The following is a 17,519-nucleotide window of genomic DNA, read 5'->3' on the forward strand; positions in this document are numbered from 1 at the left end:
AAGCGTCCGGATTCATGTAGTCCGAAGCCTGAAAAAGAAGGTCACCGGTCGAACATCGGTCTCCCACGGGCAAATACCGAAACTCGAGATCAACGCCTCGTAGAGCATGCGCTGAGTGAGATTCCACTCAGCAATGTGAAGTTTGCCCTCGTTCTGGACGAAGATCTTTTGCCATTCTTCACGTGGGCAATCATCTTCCTCAAAATACGAAGGTGCGGTAAGCCACCTGAGTTCGAAGTCTTTAGGCTGCCCACTCTCGATGATCGGTGGCAGGCCAGGAACGTCGGTTGTCTGAAGCCGCGTGCGTGTCCGCACCCCATGCTCGAAGAAGGCGTAGCCGTGACTACCGCCAGAGTCATAGTGGCAGAATGCAAGAAGCAGCTCTGGAGTACCGAGCGTCGAAATCATCGAATCAGCGATCGCCGAAGGGGTCGACAAGACTTCCCAAACAAGATCGTTGCTGAAAATAAAGCAGACGTCTCCGAAGAACTCGACCATGACGTCTCCCTGGCGTCTAATGTCGAATTCGCTTCTATCCGGTGGTTCTATCTGCACGACATCCTGGCCGAACAACTGCGCGACCAGCGCGGCCGGAGATTCGATTTGATGCACTGGTCGAAATGCAACACCTGCAAGCGCGACACCCATATGGTCGAAGATCCTTTTTGTCGAAGAAACTAACGCAAACAGTGATAGAGGCCGAGCGTCGAGACATCGGTAATGGTCGCTGTCACGGCTCGTCCGCATCGATCTGACGTAAGAGAATTGTGAAGGTTGATTGTCAATGATCCGGCCGGTCGTGTAGCGCATCTCCATCAGGCGTAACGCCCACCCCGCTCGTCAGCAGCATCACATCTCTTGATACCGGATCGAGCGCCAGCATGAGATGCAAACCAACTTGCCCGACAAAACAGGTATCCGCAGCACTCGCCTGATCCGGATGCAGCGCCGCATTGCGATACCGCGTGCGTAGCGGCGTGCCTACTGGATATTCCCGGTCCAGTTCGGCCCCCATCAGCGACATCGCCTTCCTGATCTTCTCGGGCGTCAACTGTGCCTTCGGCAAGTTCTGTCCCAACGCCTTTCGCGCATCGAACATGACACGGAACAACGTGTCCGCCTCCGCATCGCTCAAATGGGACACGGCGACCCACTTCATGATGTCGGAGTCGGAAAGACTGACGCACTGGTCGAGCGAGCTACGGTCCATGATGGCGGCGACCAGCGAAAAGTAATCGTACCGATCCTGAGGCGTAGCGCGAGCAAGACCGTCCATCATACCTGGGACCGGTTTGTCCGGCGCCGCTTGCGCTGCTTCACGGCTGATTTCGAAACTGCGGTGTACATCGGGATCAGAAAAGAGCCGATTCAACCAGCGATCGCCGATTTGATATTGGCTGGTGCCAGGCAGCAAACCAACTTGCCGCAGTATTTTCTCGTTGCGCGTTGCACTGGCCGGGACGGGGGCCGTCGCGGATGTGGCATCCGCGCTGCCAGTCTGGGCACGTACAGGCGACACGAGGCTGACTAACAGGGCAAGGGCAATGAGCGCAAAGCTGGCGAAGTACGATCGTCCGTGCATCTTCGAGGTCGATTGAATTGACGGATTGGTTTGTTTGTAAAGCATCCAGCTGCTCAGGGCGGCCATGTCGGCGTGGCGACCGATCTTGGAGCGAACGCGTAGTTCATGCCCTGCCATCTGAAGAAGCGCACGCCAAGCCCGATCGAAACCAGGAACACGATTACCGCCGCCACAAGGAGAACCCTGGTTCCTCGCCCCATGTCAGTTGCCCTCAATCCGCCCTGCATTTTGAACTTTTGATGTCGTCACTCATGGCCAAGTGACGTACATGGACGCATTGTCGGCGATTCATGCAGCGGTGTCGAATGGTTGAAACTGGCCGGACCCTGAAGCAGGATCCTCTCCGGCATTCGCACAACTCAGCCCTCGGGTTTCCCGAAGGGTTCAACGACCAGCGTAGGGTCGATCTCCTTACGTGTGATGCCGAATCTGGACATGCGAGTCCGGTGGTCAGGCGTGCCCCGATACAGGCGAAGTTGCTTGTTTACAGCCTCAAGCAGTTGGCCGTTGTTCTTGTTAAACGAAAATGCGCCGGTCGGCAGAGGTTGTCTGCCATCCTTTCCGGTGTCGTGCTCAACGGCCTCCAGTTCCGAGGCGCCGATGCGGCCGGCCAATACGCGATTTCCCACGGCGGTGCTAGCGTAGGCATCGATCGTTCCTGAGCGGAGCGCTTCTATTGCGTCGGACTGTTGCTCGAAGATGACAATCTGGTCATCGCTCACGCCCGACGCCCTGGCCGACTCGTGTTGTACCTGTCCGGCAATGATGCCTAACCGGGCACCGTGGCACCCGGCAAGTAAGGCATAGCTATTGAGCGCTTTCGGATTTCCTGCCCGGACCAGAAAACCATCGCCGATCGCCCACACAGGCAAACTGAACGCAACCTTGCTGGCCCGCTCAGGCGTAACGAAGAGTGGAACGTTCATATCCCAGCGCCCCGCCTCGACACCTGGCAAGAGTTCGGCGAACGTAGTCAGATGATGCTCGATATGGTCGACGCCGATCGCCCGAAGGACGGCTTCCGCCAGTTCAATGTCCGCCCCTGTCGCCCGGTTTGATTCTGTCCAGCCAAATGGGGGTTCTTCGATGTACGCGATTGTTACCTTCATTGTTTCGCCTCGCCAAATGGGAACGGCCGGAATACGGCCCATCAGATCCGCTATGCCGATTGCGCCGATTGCCGATGATTCTACTTGCATCAGCGAACGTCGCTTTCTGGCTGGGTGGCAACCCGGCGGTTCCGTGTGTGGCCTTCACTTCCGCGCCTGCCAAACCGACTCGCTCCACGTCGGTGCCGCTGTCCGGATGATGTCGAGAACATCCGGCGGGACGTCGCCCGCTCCGGTGAGTTGGCGCACCTCCAGTACGTCGTCCGTGCCGAGACCAGATGGCGCGCGCAATGCCCAGGAAATCGCCTCCTCGAGCGATTCAACTTCGATGAGGTAAAAGCCGCCGACCAGTTCCTTGGACTCGGCAAACGGGCCATCAACGACGTAGCGCTTCCCCTTGCGAACCGCAATTCGCGCTCCGGGCGCAGCCGGGTTCAAACCTTCCGAAGCCACCAGGACACCGGCCTGGTACATCTCTTCGTTGAATTTCATGTACGCCGTGAGAAGGGCCTCGTTCAAACCGCCGCCGGCATCTTGCTCCGGATTCTCTTCGCTTGCCTGTGCTGTGATGATGAATCGCATCGTCGTTCTCCTGAGTTGAATGGTGCTGCAGAACCACGACGAACGAAGGGTAGTCAAATCGACACGTCGCGGCCTTTCGCGCCGAATCCGTGAACATCCGTTCCGGAGAGAGAAATCGTCCGGACAGCTCACCGCAGCGGCGACTTGACGGTCGGCATCCAGATAGTGGATGTCGCCTCATAGAATTGCTCAGGACCTCCCTTCGGCGGCCAAATCCCATCCACGTATGACTTTGATCGTATCGCGATGCGCTCATCGAGGCTTTCCCAAGGCCATATGTGCGTGATGCGCGGTACGCCATCAAGCGCGTACATGTTCACCGTCAGACTTGACCGTTTCGAGCGCTCAGGCATCGCAGCTTCCCACGCCTTGATGGTTGGCGTCAGGCCCCCTGGTCTTAGCCAGTAGGTACGAAACTCGTAATACTTGCCGAATGAACCCGGCTCGACGGGAGACAGGAATGGAAAACCGGCGTAGCTCTCCATCTCGATCGTACACCCGCTATCGACCGCCCCAAACGGGTCGGCATGATGTAGCGTCCGTACTCTTTCTTGCGCCAGCTCCTCTTTGCCGGTGAAGCCGCGAAGGATACGCACGCTCCCCAGTCGTCCATTTTCCGAGGTCCACGCACCGAGCCAGCGCCCCGTGGTTTCTGAATGAGCGAGGTAAATCTCCGCGTTCGCGATCACTTGGTCCAGCTTGAGAATATGCGACGACAGGGTAGTTAGTTCGTAGAACATTCAATTCTCCAGAGTCAGTAAGGATCCATCGGGCGTCCGCTGAAGGACAAGATTAGACTTATCGCTTCTGCGTGAGAATTCCCTGTTTGTTCACAGTCTCTGTCAAAAATTAGCTATGTACGATTGGCAAGATTTGCGTTATTTCCTCGTGCTGGCGCGCACTGGCTCGCTCTCGGGCGCCGCCAGCGAGCTCTCGGTCGAACACGCCACCGTTGGCCGGCGTGTCACGTCGTTAGAGACTGCGCTCGGGTTGAAACTGATTCATCGACTGCCCCGCAGCAGCCGCTTGACCGAGGATGGAAAGACCATCGCCATGCTGGCCGGACCGATGGTCGACTGCGCACAGACCGTCGAGGCATATGCGCTGCGGGCGTCGTCCTCACTATCTGGAACGGTCCGTCTCAGCGTGCCTCCGACGATCGGTAACTACTGCATCTCACCGCACATGCGCTCATTCCGCGAATCGCATCCCTCCGTGAAGATCGTCATGGAAGGTTCTCCCGACATTGCACCGCTGGACAGAGGCGTCGCGGATATCGCCATTCGTATGGTCAAGCCACAGGAGGGCAGCCTCGTCGCACGACGGATAGGCACGATCCGATTCGGTCTGTATGCCAACCCGGCCTATGCGGCGCGCCCTCCTGAACAATGGGAGTTCATCGCTTATGACTCGTCGTTGGACCACGTCAGACATCAAACCTGGTTGCGGCAGTTTCTGGATGGGCGACCCATCGTATTCGAAACAAACGATGTGATTGGGCAGCAGATGGCGGTACGCAACGGTGTCGGCATTGCGGTCCTGCCCACGATGATCGGCGATACCGATGCTGAACTGGTCAGGCTTCACGTTGGCCTGGAGCCGCCTGAGACAGGCCTTTGGCTGGTTACTTATCCCGATCTGCGCCGTACGCCATCTATCAAGGCGGTGATGGATTTTTTGGTGCGTTGCGTTAGTCAAGAACCGCATTACGCAAATGAAAATGGCCCCTGACAAGGTCACTGTGGCTGCATGACGTGCTCTACGCCGCGTCTTTGTGATTCTCGAAAAAAGCAGCCACTCGCTGAAGACCCGCCACCGACTGAAAGTGCCCGGAGACGTCTCGATGGCGTAGTGCGCTGCTTCAAATGCGTTCCTCGGGCGCCACTTCTACGACGCCCGGCGTAGGAATTCATCAGAGCGCTTCCGGTGTCTCAGCGCACCGGTTCGATCTTGAAAGCATCGACCGCTACACCAAGGTCCACGCCTTCACCGCTGCCGCTCAACGCCATCGACGTCGTTCCCTTCGTCAGCACCTGGGCCGTACCGCTACTCCCCGCGCCGGCCGAAGCACCGGCCTGCGCATAAGTGCCGTACACATCCCTGATGCTGTAGACGTGAGTGATATCACCGTGGCCACTGACGTGGAACTTGCCTGCCGTCAGACCACCGCCGTGCACGCTGATCGTGACTGCGGCCTTTTGCCCGTTGTCGCAAGTTACTCTGCCGCGTCCTTCGGCATGCTGATAAATCGCCGACCATCCGGACATGCTGAAGGTGAGATGGCATTTCACCGGCGCGCCAGCTGCCTGCGCCGGGGTGGCGGTCAAGCCCGCCAGGGCACCCACGCACAGCAACGTGGCGGCAGTCGATACAAACGTAGGCTTGCTCATGGAAGTCTCCTAGCATGTGAAGGTAGGTTAGTCAGTGTAACCATCATTTGCAGTAGGTCGGTTGACGGTCACTCAAATGCAGATGCGGTAGTGCGGGCGAACGCCGGTACATGGCCAACCCGCTTCCGTGGCGAATTTCGGTGATCGAGCCTGAAGCGCGCATTCGCGTTTCTCAATTGCGGTCACTCATGCGTTGCTTGCCACGTGCCCTGCTTGCTGGCCGATGTCAGCGCCCGTCGCCCTCGTTAGCAGGAACTAATGTCCTGCAAAGACAAGACGACAATCCAATATCGTAACCAGACGTTTGTGCGCAGGTAGCGGGCGAACGAAGCCCTCGCCCCGAACGTGGAAGATTTCACGGCTGCTACCGTAGAGCTCTTGCCCGGCTGCGCTCTCCTAAGCGGGAATGATCACAGCAGAGGTGACAGGCGAATGGACCGTCCATCCGTTGGCACTGTACAGCGCGCCGCCACCGGTTCGATACCGATCATCAATTTATACCCGGATAATATTGACAAACCATTTTACCCGGGTATAAATTGACGCTTTCGACCTCGGACCGATTGCCATGACTGCTATTAACCTGAATGCCGGCGCGCTTGCACCGGTCGCACGTGAAATTGATCTCTTCGAATTGAACGTGACGGGAGCCGTGCCCGACGATCTCGATGGCGTGCTCGTGCGCAACGGCCCGAACCCGTTGTCGGGACATTTCGAGGGTGACGGCGTGTTGTCATGGTGGCCAGAGGCCGCGATGCTTCACGGAATCGCATTCGAACGCGGCCGCGCGACCGGCTACCGCAACCGCTGGCTACGCACACAACGATGGGCGCACATCCACGCGCCGCAGAGCGTGTCGTCGTGGCCCGATACCAATCCGAACGTCAACGTGATCCGGCACGCAGGCGAAATACTCGCGCTGGCCGAAGGCGGGGCGCCGCTTGCGATCACACCGCAACTCGATACGCTCGGCCCGGCGCGCCGGCACCCAGGCATTGCAGGCGGCATGACCGCCCATCCCAAAGTCGATCCGCGCACCGGCGAGCTTGTGACGTTCCGCGCCGACTGGAAGGCCCCGTTCCTGCGCTACGGTGTGGCCGATGCGGCCGGAAAGCAGGTCGTCGATATCGAAATTGCGCTGCAGTCGCCGTCGATGATGCACGACATGGCGATTACCGCCACGCATAGCATCCTGTTCGATCTGAACGTTGCCTATGACTTCTCGATGCTTGCGCGCGGACACCGGATGCCATTGCGCTGGCATGACGGACGCGACGCGCGCTTAGGCGTGATCGCACGCCACGGCGGCCAGATCCGGTGGTTCAGGATTGCGCCGTGTTTCATTCAGCATGTCGTCAACGCGTACGACGCAAACGAAACGACGATCGTCCTCGATGTCGTCCGGTATCCGTGGTTTCTGCGGCTCACGCCAGACGGCACTGCGTTCGAGGAAAATCCGGTCGGGGTGCTATGGCGATATCGGATCGACCTGAATTCCGGGGTGGTGCACGAGGGGCAAGCCGGTGACAGCGGCATCGAACTGCCACGGATCAACGAGCAGTTGACCGGTCGGCCGTATCGGTACCTGTATGCGGCCGCGCAACCGAATCCTCTCGAGATCCGCGGGATTGTGCGGCACGACTGGCACAGCGGTTCGCTCGAACGCTATGAGCTGCCACCGGGGGATCAGAACAGCGAACCGGTTTTTGTGCCGCGGCGCGAGGCAAAGACGGAAGACGACGGCTGGTTGCTGTGCTGCGTGTATCGGCATGCGACGGATACCAGTGACGTCGTCGTGCTCGATGCGCGTGATGTCGCCGCAGGACCGGTTGCGACGGTACACCTGCCAACGCGAATCCCGGCCGGGTTTCATGGCGCGTGGTTGGCGAATGAGGATTGAGACGCCGCGCAGACTAGTGGCAATGACGCTTCGACAGCAGGCCTTTCTAAGCTGAACCCAACACATACCCCATGATGGGCTGCAGAAAAAGATGGGTACTGACGTGGGCGATTTCAGCCGTTACGAAGCCATATCGCCAGTAAAGAAAGCCCCAAAGAATGCCTGACAGGATAAAGTGCGCGACAACGTAGAGCAGAAAAGCAGCCGTTAAGTGTGGCGGGTAAAACGGTGCCTCGTTTAGCAGCATCGGAATAGTCTGGGCGAGAACAATGGCGATCCAGTAAGCGGTGTTTGGAATCCGTCCTTGCGAATCCCGCCAAACAAGCCCCATCCCCCACAACAGGGTCGACATGAAAAAGAGCCGGTAAAAAATGTTCTCGTTGAACGCGCGCAGCATGAAATAAACCAGGCGCTCTGACAGAGGATGCCCTGAGAAAAAAGCAACGTAGTCTGGCGGAAGCAACTGACGGAAAACGATGAGGTCAATGACCGCAACGTAAAGTGCGACAAGCAGCCCGATACCAAAAGCGACAACAACGGGTTGAGCAAGACCATGCGCCGCCAGTCGAAGGCCTGTGCGCTGCGCACAGAAAATCCCGATGCAGGTCAGCGCAAGAAACAAAGCGACGCGAATCCACGGCACATTCCCAGTGATCGCATTGAAAACAATATCAAAACCTGCCTGCGACGCAATCCATGCACCGACAAGCAGAAGCGTGCCGGCCGGTAGCCAGCTCGATCGAAGGGAATTCTCAGGGAGCGCGGGGATATTCATGGGATTTGGAAAAACAATATCACACCCTCATAGCGGCAGTTAGCCGATGCTTCACAAAGGTGTGCGACTGGTACTGAGTTTGCCGTACAGGAACGAGGTTTGCTCACGAATGCGGCATGCCGCGCCTGACGGCATATGAGCGGTGTAGCGCTGCGCACTGCGTCAACGCGACAACCAGTAGGGTTGGTAAAAGTGGCCACGCCTATGAAAGCTAACCGCGCCCTGGAAGCATTGAATTTCTTCGTTGCGGACGTGCAGGCCGGTATCGGCCCGTTTCTTGGCGTTTTCCTGCAAGCGCGTGGTTGGGGCACTGACCTGATCGGGACAGTCATGACCATCGGCGGCATTGCCGGCATGATTGCCACCTCACCCGCCGGCGCGCTGGTCGACGCAACGCGCCATAAGCGCACGCTGGTCGTGGTGGCGGGAGTGATGACCGTGGCGGCATCTGGATTGCTGTGGGTGTCGCACAGCTACTGGATGGTCGCGGCGTCGCAGGTAGCGACTGCCATTACGGGAGCAGCCCTTGGACCTGCCATGGCCGGCATCACGTTGGGCATCGTGCGGCAACGCGGCTTCGACCGGCAGTTTGGACGCAATCAGGTGGCCAATCATGCGGGCAACGTTGTGGCAGCGGCGCTATCCGGCTGGCTGGGTTGGCGTTATGGCTTCGGTGCCGTCTTCGCGCTGAGCGCCGTGTTCGCGATTTTGTCGTTGATTGCGGTAGCGATGATCGGCGGAGATACCATCGACCACGATGTCGCGCGTGGACTGGCCTCCAACGAGGCGGATGGAGACTCGAACGACGCGGGAGTGAGTGGCCTGCGTATCCTGCTTCGATGCCGGCCACTGATCGTGCTAGCCGCAGCGCTCGCGCTATTCCACCTGGGCAATGCCGCGATGCTCCCACTCTATGGGCTTGCCATCGTCGCCGCTCATCAAGGAGACCCGAGCGCGTTCACAGCCGAAACCATTGTGATCGCACAATTGGTGATGGTCGGCGCTGCGATGTTCGCCTACCGTCTGATCCGCTGGCGCGGTTACTGGTGGGTGATCCTGGTAACGTTTCTCGCGTTGCCGCTGCGCGGCATGATTGCCGCTTCGGTCATTCACCAGTGGGGCGTATGGCCGGTTCAGGCGCTCGACGGTATCGGCGCAGGACTGCAAAGCGTCGCTGTTCCGGCACTCGTGGTCCGATTGCTGGAGGGGACGGGCCGGGTCAACGCCGGGCAGGGTGTCGTCATGACGGTGCAAGGTGCGGGCGCGGCCCTGAGCCCGGCACTGGGCGGCATCCTGGCGCATCGCTTCGGCTATCCAGCAGCGTTTATCACGCTTGGCGCGATATCGACCGGCTCGCTGATACTCTGGCTCAGCTTCGGCACCGGACTCAGACACGTGTGCCGTCCACGCAGTGATACGCACACCAGCCTGATTGATCGCGAGTTCGACACCGATGCCGGTGCACAGTCGTGAGCGAATTTCTGATGCATTGCTTCATGCCACTGGTGCGGCGCTTTCTAACCTGGGTCTGCGGCGCGCGAGGATCAACAACAGAGTCAATGCAGTTCCGGAACACAGAATAGCAACCCCCAACAAAACGGCGTTTCCAAACCGGGTCAACAGCGCAATGAAAAGCGGCGGCGCGGCAGCGGAAATCACATTGAGAGGGAGTGCGATACGTGATGCTGCTGAGGCGTAATCCGCCTTGTCATAAAACACCAGCGGTATCGTTGCGCGTGCAACCGCAAGAGATCCGCTGCCCAAACCGTAGAGAACAACGAAGACCGCAACGGCAGTATGCGAACCGTAGTCCAACACGAGCAACGCCATCGACAGCGGTAGAACAATTCCCGCAAAAACGCCTGTCGATATGCCATCCCACTTGGCGCCGCCAAGAAAATCAACCGCCCGTGCACTCACCTGAATCACGCCGAGTACGGAGCCAAAGGCTACGGCTTGCATTGCCGGCAATCCCACGGCTTTGAGTAGCTCGATAAATATTGCGTTGAACCCGAATGTTACGAACGCATTCAATGTGATCGCTGTCGCAATCAGGTAGAACGTGCCTTTTCGGGCGGGCGTGCTGGGTGTCGAGTTAGAAGCTCTTTGCCGATGTTGATCTTTGGGCGGCACGGACGCAGGAAGTCCAAACACATAGAGTGGAAGGGATATCAACACCAGCATTCCCGCGTAAACCGCACAGGTCGCATGCCATCCCACGGCCTTTGCGAGGAGCGATGCAATTGGCCAGAAAACGCTGCTCGATAGACCCGTTACCAACATAAGGCCGCCGATCGCGCGTTTCGCATTCGGGCCGGTAAGTTCGTTAAGCATGATATAGGCCGCTGTCGAGAGCGTGGCACTCCCCGCCGTTCCAAGCGCAACCCAGCCGGAGAAATACAACAGAGGTCCGCGGCATACGGCAAGCAACAGAAAACCAAAGGCAGACAGGATCGTGCCGCCGATCATGACGCGCCTTGCCCCGAACCGGGCAAAGACTTTGGCCAGAAAGGGAGCCCAGAGCCCCATGACAACATACAGTACGGAGCTGGCCGCGAAGACGTATGAGATGTCCATCTTCAGATCGCTGGCCATCTGCCTTCCGACAATTGACGGCAAGCCTACGGTGCCCCAGCCGATTATCTGCGTGACAGACAATACAACAAGTGGAATCGCAATTTCTTTGTCGGGAAAACGTATTTGCATCGGCTGCCCGCCGTCGGAAAAGATTGAAACCCATCTTGGGTCTTACCTGCTTCAGCTCGTTCGACATGCATTGTCGGCATCTTGGGTAGACGCGACGCGGGCACTACTGTTTCTTCGTGCCCGGGCAAATCGTTTCATTTTCGCGCGCAAATCGTATGCATTCGATTGCCCGCGCCATTGTGGTCTATCGTGAAACCCATTCGCTCCAATTCGGCGATCTGAAGCGATGGCGAAAGACGTAGTTTCCGGTAGCTGCTTTTTTGGAGTTCCCATCGGTCTCCATCACGGACATGTATGAGATCCGTGATCAGGACGCTATCTATTTCATATTCAAGCACGCACGTCATGATGCGTTGATCGTCTGCCCGAACGGGAATGAAACGATCGACTCCCGAAAGCTCCTGAGAGAAATCGCGGAACGTCAGAACGAGCCGCCCGTTGGGTTGCAACGCGTCGTAGGCGTCGCGGTATAGCGTTGATACATCGGCCTGGGTTTCGAGGTGCGTGAGCGTATCGCCCATGCAGACGACGGCGCTCACTGAACCAGGTTCGAGCATCGTTCGAAACGTACGCAAATCCGCAAGAACTGTCTCGATGCGATCGTCGTTCGCGGCCAGTTGCAACTCGGCAAGCAGATCACGACTCGTGTCTATCGCAATGACCTTGTCGTAACCGAGTTTGGCGAGGGCGATGGACTGATATCCCGGTCCACAGCCGAGATCGACTGCAATGCCGCCCTTCCGGTCGCCCAGCCCGAACCCCGCGAGCAAGGCTGCCTGCTCGACAGCCTTGTCGGCCACGGTCATCCCGCTCATCCACGAAAAGTGGGCCGCCAGAAGATCGTCGTAGTGACGCCTTACTTGTTCTGTCGCGCTGCCGAAGGCATCAGCGTTTTTTGCGTGTGTTGTCATGAGAAAGGTTCGCGTAAGCATCTACATCGCGGCAACTGCCCCGCTGACGTGTTGACCTGTTGACCTCTGCGCCGAAACGGCCGCTGCCAATTGTGGGCGATCCAGGTGGCAGTGTCGACCGACTGCAGCCTCTTTCCGCTGAGTCGCAACAGCCCGCGAATTTGCTTGCATCCTGATCAAATACTGTATAAATTTACAGTACTGTTTTTATATACAGGATCGGTCATGAACCAGCTCATCCGTATCTTGAACGACGGTGACCGCGAAACGCTTGCGTGGCTGCTCACGCATGTCGGAGACGTGCGTGTGGCTGCCGCTGCGCGACATCTGGGCGGCAACGGCAAACCGTACCTGTCCGCGGTGTGCCGCTATCTCGGCGTACGTCCGCCCACGCCTCATCAACATAGCCGGCCTGTTGACGACTGCACGGTCGGCGACGCCTATCTCGCCCAGATCCGCCAGTTGTTGGCACACCGAAACCAGGCGTTGTTGAAGCATCAATCTTGAGGCAGCGAGTTGCCGCGAATCTTCCGGAAGATAACAGCATGATTAACGACTCTGGTCTTGATATGGATGCCCAAGATATAAATCCTGCCGCCCTCGAACGCGCACTCCGCAGCGCGTCGCTTGATCTCCAGCAGGTCATTGCCACGGTCGCGGGCCGTCACCTCGCCAATGGCCGTCACCGTTACTCAAGTGGCGCGCAATCGCCCACCTGGCGGACGCTGCTAACAATCGACGAACAGGTCTTCGAGAATCGGGGCTTCCTGGCGAGACACAACGAGACGGTACGTTCAACGTTTGTGCGGTTTGGCGACAGCCGTTTGTCCGGAATGGATCTCGACGAACCCGTCGACTGGCGGCGTGACGACGACAACCTGCCAGCCGTGTACCTGCTCGTACGCGCACTGGTACAGGCCGACGCTACCAATCTGGCTACTCAGGACTGATGCGCCGCAGCGCATCCGAATCTGGCCGTCCGGATCTCGTCATCAGTTTGCTATGCCGTCCGTTTCCGCGAATGGCGATCGCAAGACAATGGCGTCGTCACGTTCAGGGCCTGTGGTAACCATTGACACCGGAATGCCGACTTCCCGCTGAATCGCTTCGATCAGCACCACGGCCTGGCGGGGCAGGTCGCCATAAGACCGGATGCCCCGGGTCGAACCGTCCCAGCCATCAAAGCGCTCGAGAACCGGCCGAAGGCGCTGCTGCTCGGCGTTGGTGGACGGCATGTAGTTAATGCGCTTCCCATCAAGCTCGTAGCCTACGCACACATAGATCGAATCGAAGCCATCGAGCACATCCAGCTTGGTCAGCGCCAGCAGGTTGATGCCGGCAACCCTGCTGCTCTGACGCAGTTGCACGGTGTCCAGCCAACCGCAGCGACGCGGCCGGCCGGTATTGACTCCATACTCGCCACCGCGCTGCCTGAGCACCTCTCCAAGTGTTCCATCCACTTCGGACGTGAACGGACCTTCGCCAACACGCGTTGCATAGACCTTGCTGACGCCAAGCACCTGCCCAAGGTGCGAAGGAGCGATCCCGGTGCCACTGGCCGCGCCGGCTGCGACGGTGCTCGACGACGTCACATATGGATAGCTGCCCCAGTCCACGTCGAGCATCACGGCTTGCGAGCCTTCGAATACCGTGCGCTTGCCCGATGAATGGGCGTTGTCGAGTTGTTCCCAGACACGTCCCATGAACGGCAGGATTCTTGGCGCAATGGCAAGCAGGTCGCTCAACATCCGGTCTCGCTCGAAAGGCTCCAGACCGAGGCCGCGGAACCACGCGTTGTGGTGCTCAAGCAGCACATCGAGCTTTTGAGCAAGCAGCTCCGGTTCAGCAAGATCGCAGACGCGCAAGCCGCGGCGTCCAACCTTGTCTTCATAGGCCGGACCGATACCGCGCAGCGTGGTGCCGATCGGCTTGGCACGCAAGCGTTCCTGAGCGGCGTCGATAGCCCGATGGACTGGCAGCACAAGCGTGGCCGTCTCGGCAATCTGCAGCATCTCGGGTGTCACGCAAATGCCCAGCGCGGCCATACGGTCAATCTCCGCCAGCAGCGCCTCGGGGTCCAGGGCGACGCCGTTGCCGATCAAACCAAGTTTTCCACGCACGATACCGCTGGGAAGCAGCGCCAGCTTGTAGGTCTGCCCATTCACCACAAGCGTGTGACCGGCGTTGTGGCCACCGTTGTAGCGGGCAACAATGTCCGCCTCCTCGGCAAGCCAATCCACAATCCGGCCTTTTCCTTCATCGCCCCACTGCGCGCCAACCACAACAACATTCGACATACGGTAGTCTTCCTGGTGACTTAATCGAACAGATCCAGAACCCGATCTGCTGCCAACCTGCGCAATATAGTTGAGTACTGCGGCGGCGAAAATCGATGTAAACTCATCAAATCTGTCAGAAAAACTCACATAGAGATTCGCTGTATGCCACGTCGCCTGCCACCGTTGAACGCACTGCGCGTATTCGAAGCCGCCGCGCGGCTCGAGAGTTTTTCGGCTGCGGCCGACGAGTTGTGCGTCACGCACGGAGCCGTTAGCCGGCAAGTGGGGCAACTGGAAGCGTGGCTTGGGCACAACCTGTTCGAACGCCGCGGCCGCAGGGTCGTGCTGACCGCGCCGGGGCGCGCTTATCTGTCGGAGATATCGGCGGCGCTCGACCGCATCGCGCTGGCCACCAATGAGCAGCTCCGCGTCACGCGGCAGCAGATCATCAAGGTCAATGCGCCGACTACTTTCGCGTTGCGGTGGCTATTGCCGCAGCTCTCCAACTTTCAACTGGCCAATCCCGCGGTAGAAGTCAGACTGACTACGTCGGACGAACCGATTGAAAGGCTGCGCGAGGAATGCGATGTGGCGATTCGCGGCAGCGAGCAGAAGCCGGCGGGGTATGTGGTCAACGAATTTCTCTCCGAAGTCCGGCTGCCGGTGTGCTCGCCCAAGGTGCTGGAATCCCATCCGATACGCCATGTTTCGGACCTGGCGCATCACACCCTGTTGCACTCGGCGACGTATCCCGGCCTTTGGGCCGAATGGCTTGCAGCGTGCGGCAACCCACGGCTTGCCGCGCGCAATTCCCAGCAGTTGGACCACTTTTATTTGACCCTGCAGGCCGCCATTGATGGCCTGGGTATCGCGATGGGTCCGACCGCGCTTGTAGCGCTCGACGTCGAAGAAGGCCGTCTCGTGTTTCCGTTCGACGGCCCGGCCTTGCCGGCATGGCGTTACTGCAGCTACGTCCCCAATGCACGCCTTGGGGATCCCACGATCGAAACCTTTCTGACGTGGTTGCGCGAACTGGGGCAGCGTTTCTCACGCAACGCATAGTGAATGGAGTTCTCCATCAAGCAGGCGGGCCGCTGCTGAAGTAAAAGCTTTTCGAAGTTGGCCACAATATCCGCGCGCCTGAAACGTCTCCACATGCATGGAACCGCTACCCAGTTCGAACACGACGATCGAACGGAACGGCGCGCCCTGAACACGCGATCAAACCGATCAGAACAAACCGGCAAACCGCATTTTTAGCGGCTGAAGTTCAGCACGGCTGGCACGCGATATGGATCGGATTCCGCACACTTCATCAGTCAAGTTAGGCGGGCCAGGCCCCAAGGAGAACATATGACTTCAACCGCCACGGCGCTTCTGCGGCGACTTCACGAACAAAGCCAGACGGAAGTCATGGCCCGCGCACGGGCGCAGTTCCTTGGGTCGAGCGAGGAGTTCATGACACTCGCGGACGAATACGACATGCTCGCACCTCGATTACGAGGACGATTTCTCGAATCGAACGGGCTCTCCAGTGAAGATTTCGAATCCTCGCAAGGCACCTCGCTGTCGTTGGCCGTCTCGCCGGAAACGGGAAGTTTTTTGCGCAACATGGTGCTTGCACACAAGCCCGCTCGAATTCTTGAACTCGGCAGCTCCTGCGGCGTGTCCACGCTGTATATCGCCGACGCCCTTAGCACGATAGGTAGCGGCAAGGTTGTGGCGACGGAGCTCGATCCTGGAAAGTGCGCACAGCTTCGGACTCATGTCAGAACAGCGGGCGTAGACGCTTACGTCGATCTCCGGGAAGGCGACGTCTTCCAGACCGTTTCCGAATTGGACGGCACGTTCGACATGGTGTTCATCGACATATGGGCCGACGCGTATCTGGCGCTATTCCGGCAAACCGAGCGTCTGCTACGCCCGGGTTCCATCGTTCTCGCCGACAACATGTACACGGCTGAGGAAGCCGTTCGGCCCTACAAGGAGTACCTCGACGACAATCCGCGCTTCTCGACCACGACACTGGGTTTTGAATCGGGGATCGAATTTACAGTCGTTGCTTCTTGACCTGATGAATAGCGCAATCTGAGCGAACGCCTCTGTTCGGCCTGCTGGATTCGAAGGTGAAGGTGCATGTCGCAATGGCAAGCACTGGCAAGCCGCTATCGCTTGTACCCATCGTTCAAAGTGGCAAGAAATGCAGCGACGTCGTCGATATCGCGCTCCGACCACACGGAGCGCTCGCCCGCTTTGTGCGTAAGCGGCTCGTCGGTGGTATCGACGTTCACGCGCAGCGCAACGGGCAGGTCGTTGAATTTATCGACTCTGCCGTGTGCGTCTTTCGGGTACCACTTCGCCGGATTCGTGTCGCGCTGCACGTAGAAACGCAGCGCGTCCTTCAGCGTATGGAAGCGGCCATTGTGGAAAAACACCTGCCGCGTTGCTGTATTACGCAGCGACACTGACTTGAAAAGTCCGCAGTTGCTCGTGTCGCTCGACTGGTCGGTGCGCAGCGGCCCGCATAGACCCATATCGAAGTACTTCGGGTCTGCATTCGCACGCAGTTCCGGATTGCGCGGCACACCGAGCGCCTGAAAGTTGAAGTCGGTGAAAAGCGGATGCGAGCCGTCGACACCCACCTGGTCGATGTGACAGGAGGCGCAATTGCCACCCGCCGGGTCATCGAACAGTTTCTTGCCTCTCAACTCTTGTGCCGTCAGTTGGACCTTGCCGTCGAGGTAGTAATCGAACTTGCTGGTGTAAGGATGGAAGCTCGGGTCTTCAAGCTCGAAACGCTCGATGGCGTACATCGCCTGGGCGAACGCTTTCGTACGGTCGGCGAAAATGTTCTGACCGAACACTTCCCTGAAACGTGCGGCATATGGCGCCTGCTCCAGCTTCGCAAGCACGGCCGCCGGATCCTTGTTCGCCATCTCGTCCGGGTTGAACAGCGGGAAGCTCGCCTGATCGTGCAGGCGGTTAAAGCGCCCGTCCCAGCCGAAGCCGCCAACCGGCGCGTTGTCCGTCTCGCTCAGCCGCTCGGACAGGCTCGCTGCCTGCGCGTGACTCCACATCGGCGTGCGGTTCAGCACGTAGCGCAGGCTTGGCACGGCGCGCGTGCCTTGGCGGTGCATGTCGGGCCCACCGAATTGCGCGGCGAGCCCGTTAGGCGGCCCGTACGCGTGCGACGGGCTATGACAGCTCGCGCACGACATCTTGCCCGACGCCGACAACGACGCATCGAAGAACATCAGCTTGCCGAGCGCCGCGGCATCGCTGTAG

18 protein-coding genes are annotated in these 17,519 nt (G+C 58.9%); 7 read left to right on the top strand and 11 right to left on the bottom strand.

Annotated features, from left to right (window positions below; genetic code table 11):
• Positions 1-12: 12 nt before the first annotated feature.
• The 5 genes from BCY88_RS18260 to BCY88_RS18280 form a co-directional block, all read right to left on the bottom strand.
• Positions 13-648, bottom strand: coding sequence for a hypothetical protein (locus BCY88_RS18260; RefSeq protein ID WP_120345620.1), 636 nt, complete (start codon positions 646-648; stop codon positions 13-15).
• Between the two features lie 133 nt (positions 649-781).
• Entirely contained in the window at positions 782-1,699 is a 918-nt protein-coding gene (locus BCY88_RS18265; protein WP_147408528.1) for a hypothetical protein, read from the bottom strand.
• A 242-nt stretch (positions 1,700-1,941) separates the two neighbouring features.
• Positions 1,942-2,691 (bottom strand): transporter substrate-binding domain-containing protein, encoded by a 750-nt coding sequence (locus BCY88_RS18270; RefSeq protein ID WP_120345622.1) that lies wholly within the window; start codon positions 2,689-2,691, stop codon positions 1,942-1,944.
• 144 nt (positions 2,692-2,835) lie between these two features.
• Positions 2,836-3,273, bottom strand: a complete 438-nt coding sequence (locus tag BCY88_RS18275; protein WP_120345623.1) for a YciI family protein — start codon at positions 3,271-3,273, stop codon at positions 2,836-2,838.
• Positions 3,274-3,401: 128 nt separating this feature from the next.
• On the bottom strand, positions 3,402-4,013 hold the full coding sequence (locus BCY88_RS18280; RefSeq protein WP_120345624.1) for an NIPSNAP family protein: 612 nt from the start codon (positions 4,011-4,013) through the stop codon (positions 3,402-3,404).
• Between the two features lie 115 nt (positions 4,014-4,128).
• On the opposite strand from BCY88_RS18280, the gene BCY88_RS18285 reads away from it, so the two are divergent.
• Positions 4,129-5,004: a LysR family transcriptional regulator gene (locus tag BCY88_RS18285; protein ID WP_120345625.1), complete on the top strand. Its 876-nt coding sequence runs from the start codon at positions 4,129-4,131 to the stop codon at positions 5,002-5,004.
• A gap of 200 nt (positions 5,005-5,204) precedes the next feature.
• Here BCY88_RS18285 and BCY88_RS18290 read toward each other — a convergent pair whose 3' ends face one another.
• On the bottom strand, positions 5,205-5,663 hold the full coding sequence (locus tag BCY88_RS18290; protein WP_120345626.1) for a hypothetical protein: 459 nt from the start codon (positions 5,661-5,663) through the stop codon (positions 5,205-5,207).
• Between the two features lie 568 nt (positions 5,664-6,231).
• Here BCY88_RS18290 and BCY88_RS18295 point away from each other — a divergent pair.
• A complete protein-coding gene (locus BCY88_RS18295) occupies positions 6,232-7,563 on the top strand; it encodes a carotenoid oxygenase family protein (protein ID WP_120345627.1) in 1,332 nt (443 codons plus the stop codon).
• A gap of 46 nt (positions 7,564-7,609) precedes the next feature.
• Here the strand turns inward: BCY88_RS18295 and BCY88_RS18300 are convergent, their stop codons facing one another.
• Complete coding sequence (locus BCY88_RS18300) at positions 7,610-8,338, bottom strand: hypothetical protein (RefSeq protein WP_120345628.1); 729 nt, start codon at positions 8,336-8,338, stop codon at positions 7,610-7,612.
• A gap of 204 nt (positions 8,339-8,542) precedes the next feature.
• Here BCY88_RS18300 and BCY88_RS18305 point away from each other — a divergent pair, with 204 nt between their 5' ends.
• Entirely contained in the window at positions 8,543-9,811 is a 1,269-nt protein-coding gene (locus BCY88_RS18305; RefSeq protein WP_120345629.1) for an MFS transporter, read from the top strand.
• A 21-nt stretch (positions 9,812-9,832) separates the two neighbouring features.
• Here BCY88_RS18305 and BCY88_RS18310 read toward each other — a convergent pair whose 3' ends face one another.
• On the bottom strand, positions 9,833-11,044 hold the full coding sequence (locus tag BCY88_RS18310) for an MFS transporter (protein ID WP_120345630.1): 1,212 nt from the start codon (positions 11,042-11,044) through the stop codon (positions 9,833-9,835).
• 134 nt (positions 11,045-11,178) lie between these two features.
• Entirely contained in the window at positions 11,179-11,955 is a 777-nt protein-coding gene (locus BCY88_RS18315) for a class I SAM-dependent methyltransferase (protein WP_183081396.1), read from the bottom strand.
• Between the two features lie 225 nt (positions 11,956-12,180).
• Between BCY88_RS18315 and BCY88_RS18320 the strand changes: the two genes are divergently transcribed.
• Together BCY88_RS18320 and BCY88_RS18325 are read left to right on the top strand one after the other, a co-directional pair.
• Positions 12,181-12,462 (top strand): CppA family protein, encoded by a 282-nt coding sequence (locus tag BCY88_RS18320; RefSeq protein WP_120345632.1) that lies wholly within the window; start codon positions 12,181-12,183, stop codon positions 12,460-12,462.
• A 38-nt stretch (positions 12,463-12,500) separates the two neighbouring features.
• On the top strand, positions 12,501-12,905 hold the full coding sequence (locus BCY88_RS18325; protein ID WP_120345633.1) for a DUF2471 domain-containing protein: 405 nt from the start codon (positions 12,501-12,503) through the stop codon (positions 12,903-12,905).
• A 42-nt stretch (positions 12,906-12,947) separates the two neighbouring features.
• On the opposite strand, the gene BCY88_RS18330 is transcribed toward BCY88_RS18325, so the two are convergent.
• Positions 12,948-14,252 carry an adenylosuccinate synthase gene (locus tag BCY88_RS18330; RefSeq protein ID WP_120345634.1) on the bottom strand — a complete coding sequence of 435 codons (1,305 nt, stop codon included), beginning with the start codon at positions 14,250-14,252 and terminating at the stop codon, positions 12,948-12,950.
• Positions 14,253-14,396: 144 nt separating this feature from the next.
• Between BCY88_RS18330 and gcvA the strand changes: the two genes are divergently transcribed.
• Positions 14,397-15,296: a transcriptional regulator GcvA gene (gene gcvA / locus BCY88_RS18335; RefSeq protein WP_120345635.1), complete on the top strand. Its 900-nt coding sequence runs from the start codon at positions 14,397-14,399 to the stop codon at positions 15,294-15,296.
• Between the two features lie 291 nt (positions 15,297-15,587).
• Entirely contained in the window at positions 15,588-16,304 is a 717-nt protein-coding gene (locus tag BCY88_RS18340) for an O-methyltransferase (RefSeq protein WP_120345636.1), read from the top strand.
• A gap of 95 nt (positions 16,305-16,399) precedes the next feature.
• Here BCY88_RS18340 and BCY88_RS18345 read toward each other — a convergent pair.
• Positions 16,400-17,519: cytochrome-c peroxidase (locus BCY88_RS18345; protein WP_259461443.1), on the bottom strand; the 1,120-nt coding region annotated here is incomplete at its 5' end.

The organism is Paraburkholderia fungorum (assembly GCF_003610895.1).
Classification (GTDB): Bacteria; Pseudomonadota; Gammaproteobacteria; order Burkholderiales; family Burkholderiaceae; genus Paraburkholderia; species Paraburkholderia fungorum_B.

Excerpts from the sequence above, each read along its gene's own strand:
- BCY88_RS18285 (WP_120345625.1), top strand. The coding sequence starts at position 4,129 with ATGTACGATTGGCAAGATTTGCGTTATTTCCTCGTGCTGGCGCGCACT.
- BCY88_RS18290 (WP_120345626.1), bottom strand. The coding sequence starts at position 5,663 with ATGAGCAAGCCTACGTTTGTATCGACTGCCGCCACGTTGCTGTGCGTG.
- BCY88_RS18305 (WP_120345629.1), top strand. The coding sequence starts at position 8,543 with ATGAAAGCTAACCGCGCCCTGGAAGCATTGAATTTCTTCGTTGCGGAC.
- BCY88_RS18280 (WP_120345624.1), bottom strand. The coding sequence starts at position 4,013 with ATGTTCTACGAACTAACTACCCTGTCGTCGCATATTCTCAAGCTGGAC.
- BCY88_RS18295 (WP_120345627.1), top strand. The coding sequence starts at position 6,232 with ATGACTGCTATTAACCTGAATGCCGGCGCGCTTGCACCGGTCGCACGT.
- BCY88_RS18325 (WP_120345633.1), top strand. The coding sequence starts at position 12,501 with ATGATTAACGACTCTGGTCTTGATATGGATGCCCAAGATATAAATCCT.
- BCY88_RS18315 (WP_183081396.1), bottom strand. The coding sequence starts at position 11,955 with ATGACAACACACGCAAAAAACGCTGATGCCTTCGGCAGCGCGACAGAA.
- BCY88_RS18260 (WP_120345620.1), bottom strand. The coding sequence starts at position 648 with ATGGGTGTCGCGCTTGCAGGTGTTGCATTTCGACCAGTGCATCAAATC.
- BCY88_RS18275 (WP_120345623.1), bottom strand. The coding sequence starts at position 3,273 with ATGCGATTCATCATCACAGCACAGGCAAGCGAAGAGAATCCGGAGCAA.
- BCY88_RS18330 (WP_120345634.1), bottom strand. The coding sequence starts at position 14,252 with ATGTCGAATGTTGTTGTGGTTGGCGCGCAGTGGGGCGATGAAGGAAAA.
- BCY88_RS18300 (WP_120345628.1), bottom strand. The coding sequence starts at position 8,338 with ATGAATATCCCCGCGCTCCCTGAGAATTCCCTTCGATCGAGCTGGCTA.
- BCY88_RS18310 (WP_120345630.1), bottom strand. The coding sequence starts at position 11,044 with ATGCAAATACGTTTTCCCGACAAAGAAATTGCGATTCCACTTGTTGTA.
- gcvA (WP_120345635.1), top strand. The coding sequence starts at position 14,397 with ATGCCACGTCGCCTGCCACCGTTGAACGCACTGCGCGTATTCGAAGCC.
- BCY88_RS18265 (WP_147408528.1), bottom strand. The coding sequence starts at position 1,699 with ATGGCAGGGCATGAACTACGCGTTCGCTCCAAGATCGGTCGCCACGCC.
- BCY88_RS18320 (WP_120345632.1), top strand. The coding sequence starts at position 12,181 with ATGAACCAGCTCATCCGTATCTTGAACGACGGTGACCGCGAAACGCTT.
- BCY88_RS18270 (WP_120345622.1), bottom strand. The coding sequence starts at position 2,691 with ATGAAGGTAACAATCGCGTACATCGAAGAACCCCCATTTGGCTGGACA.
- BCY88_RS18340 (WP_120345636.1), top strand. The coding sequence starts at position 15,588 with ATGACTTCAACCGCCACGGCGCTTCTGCGGCGACTTCACGAACAAAGC.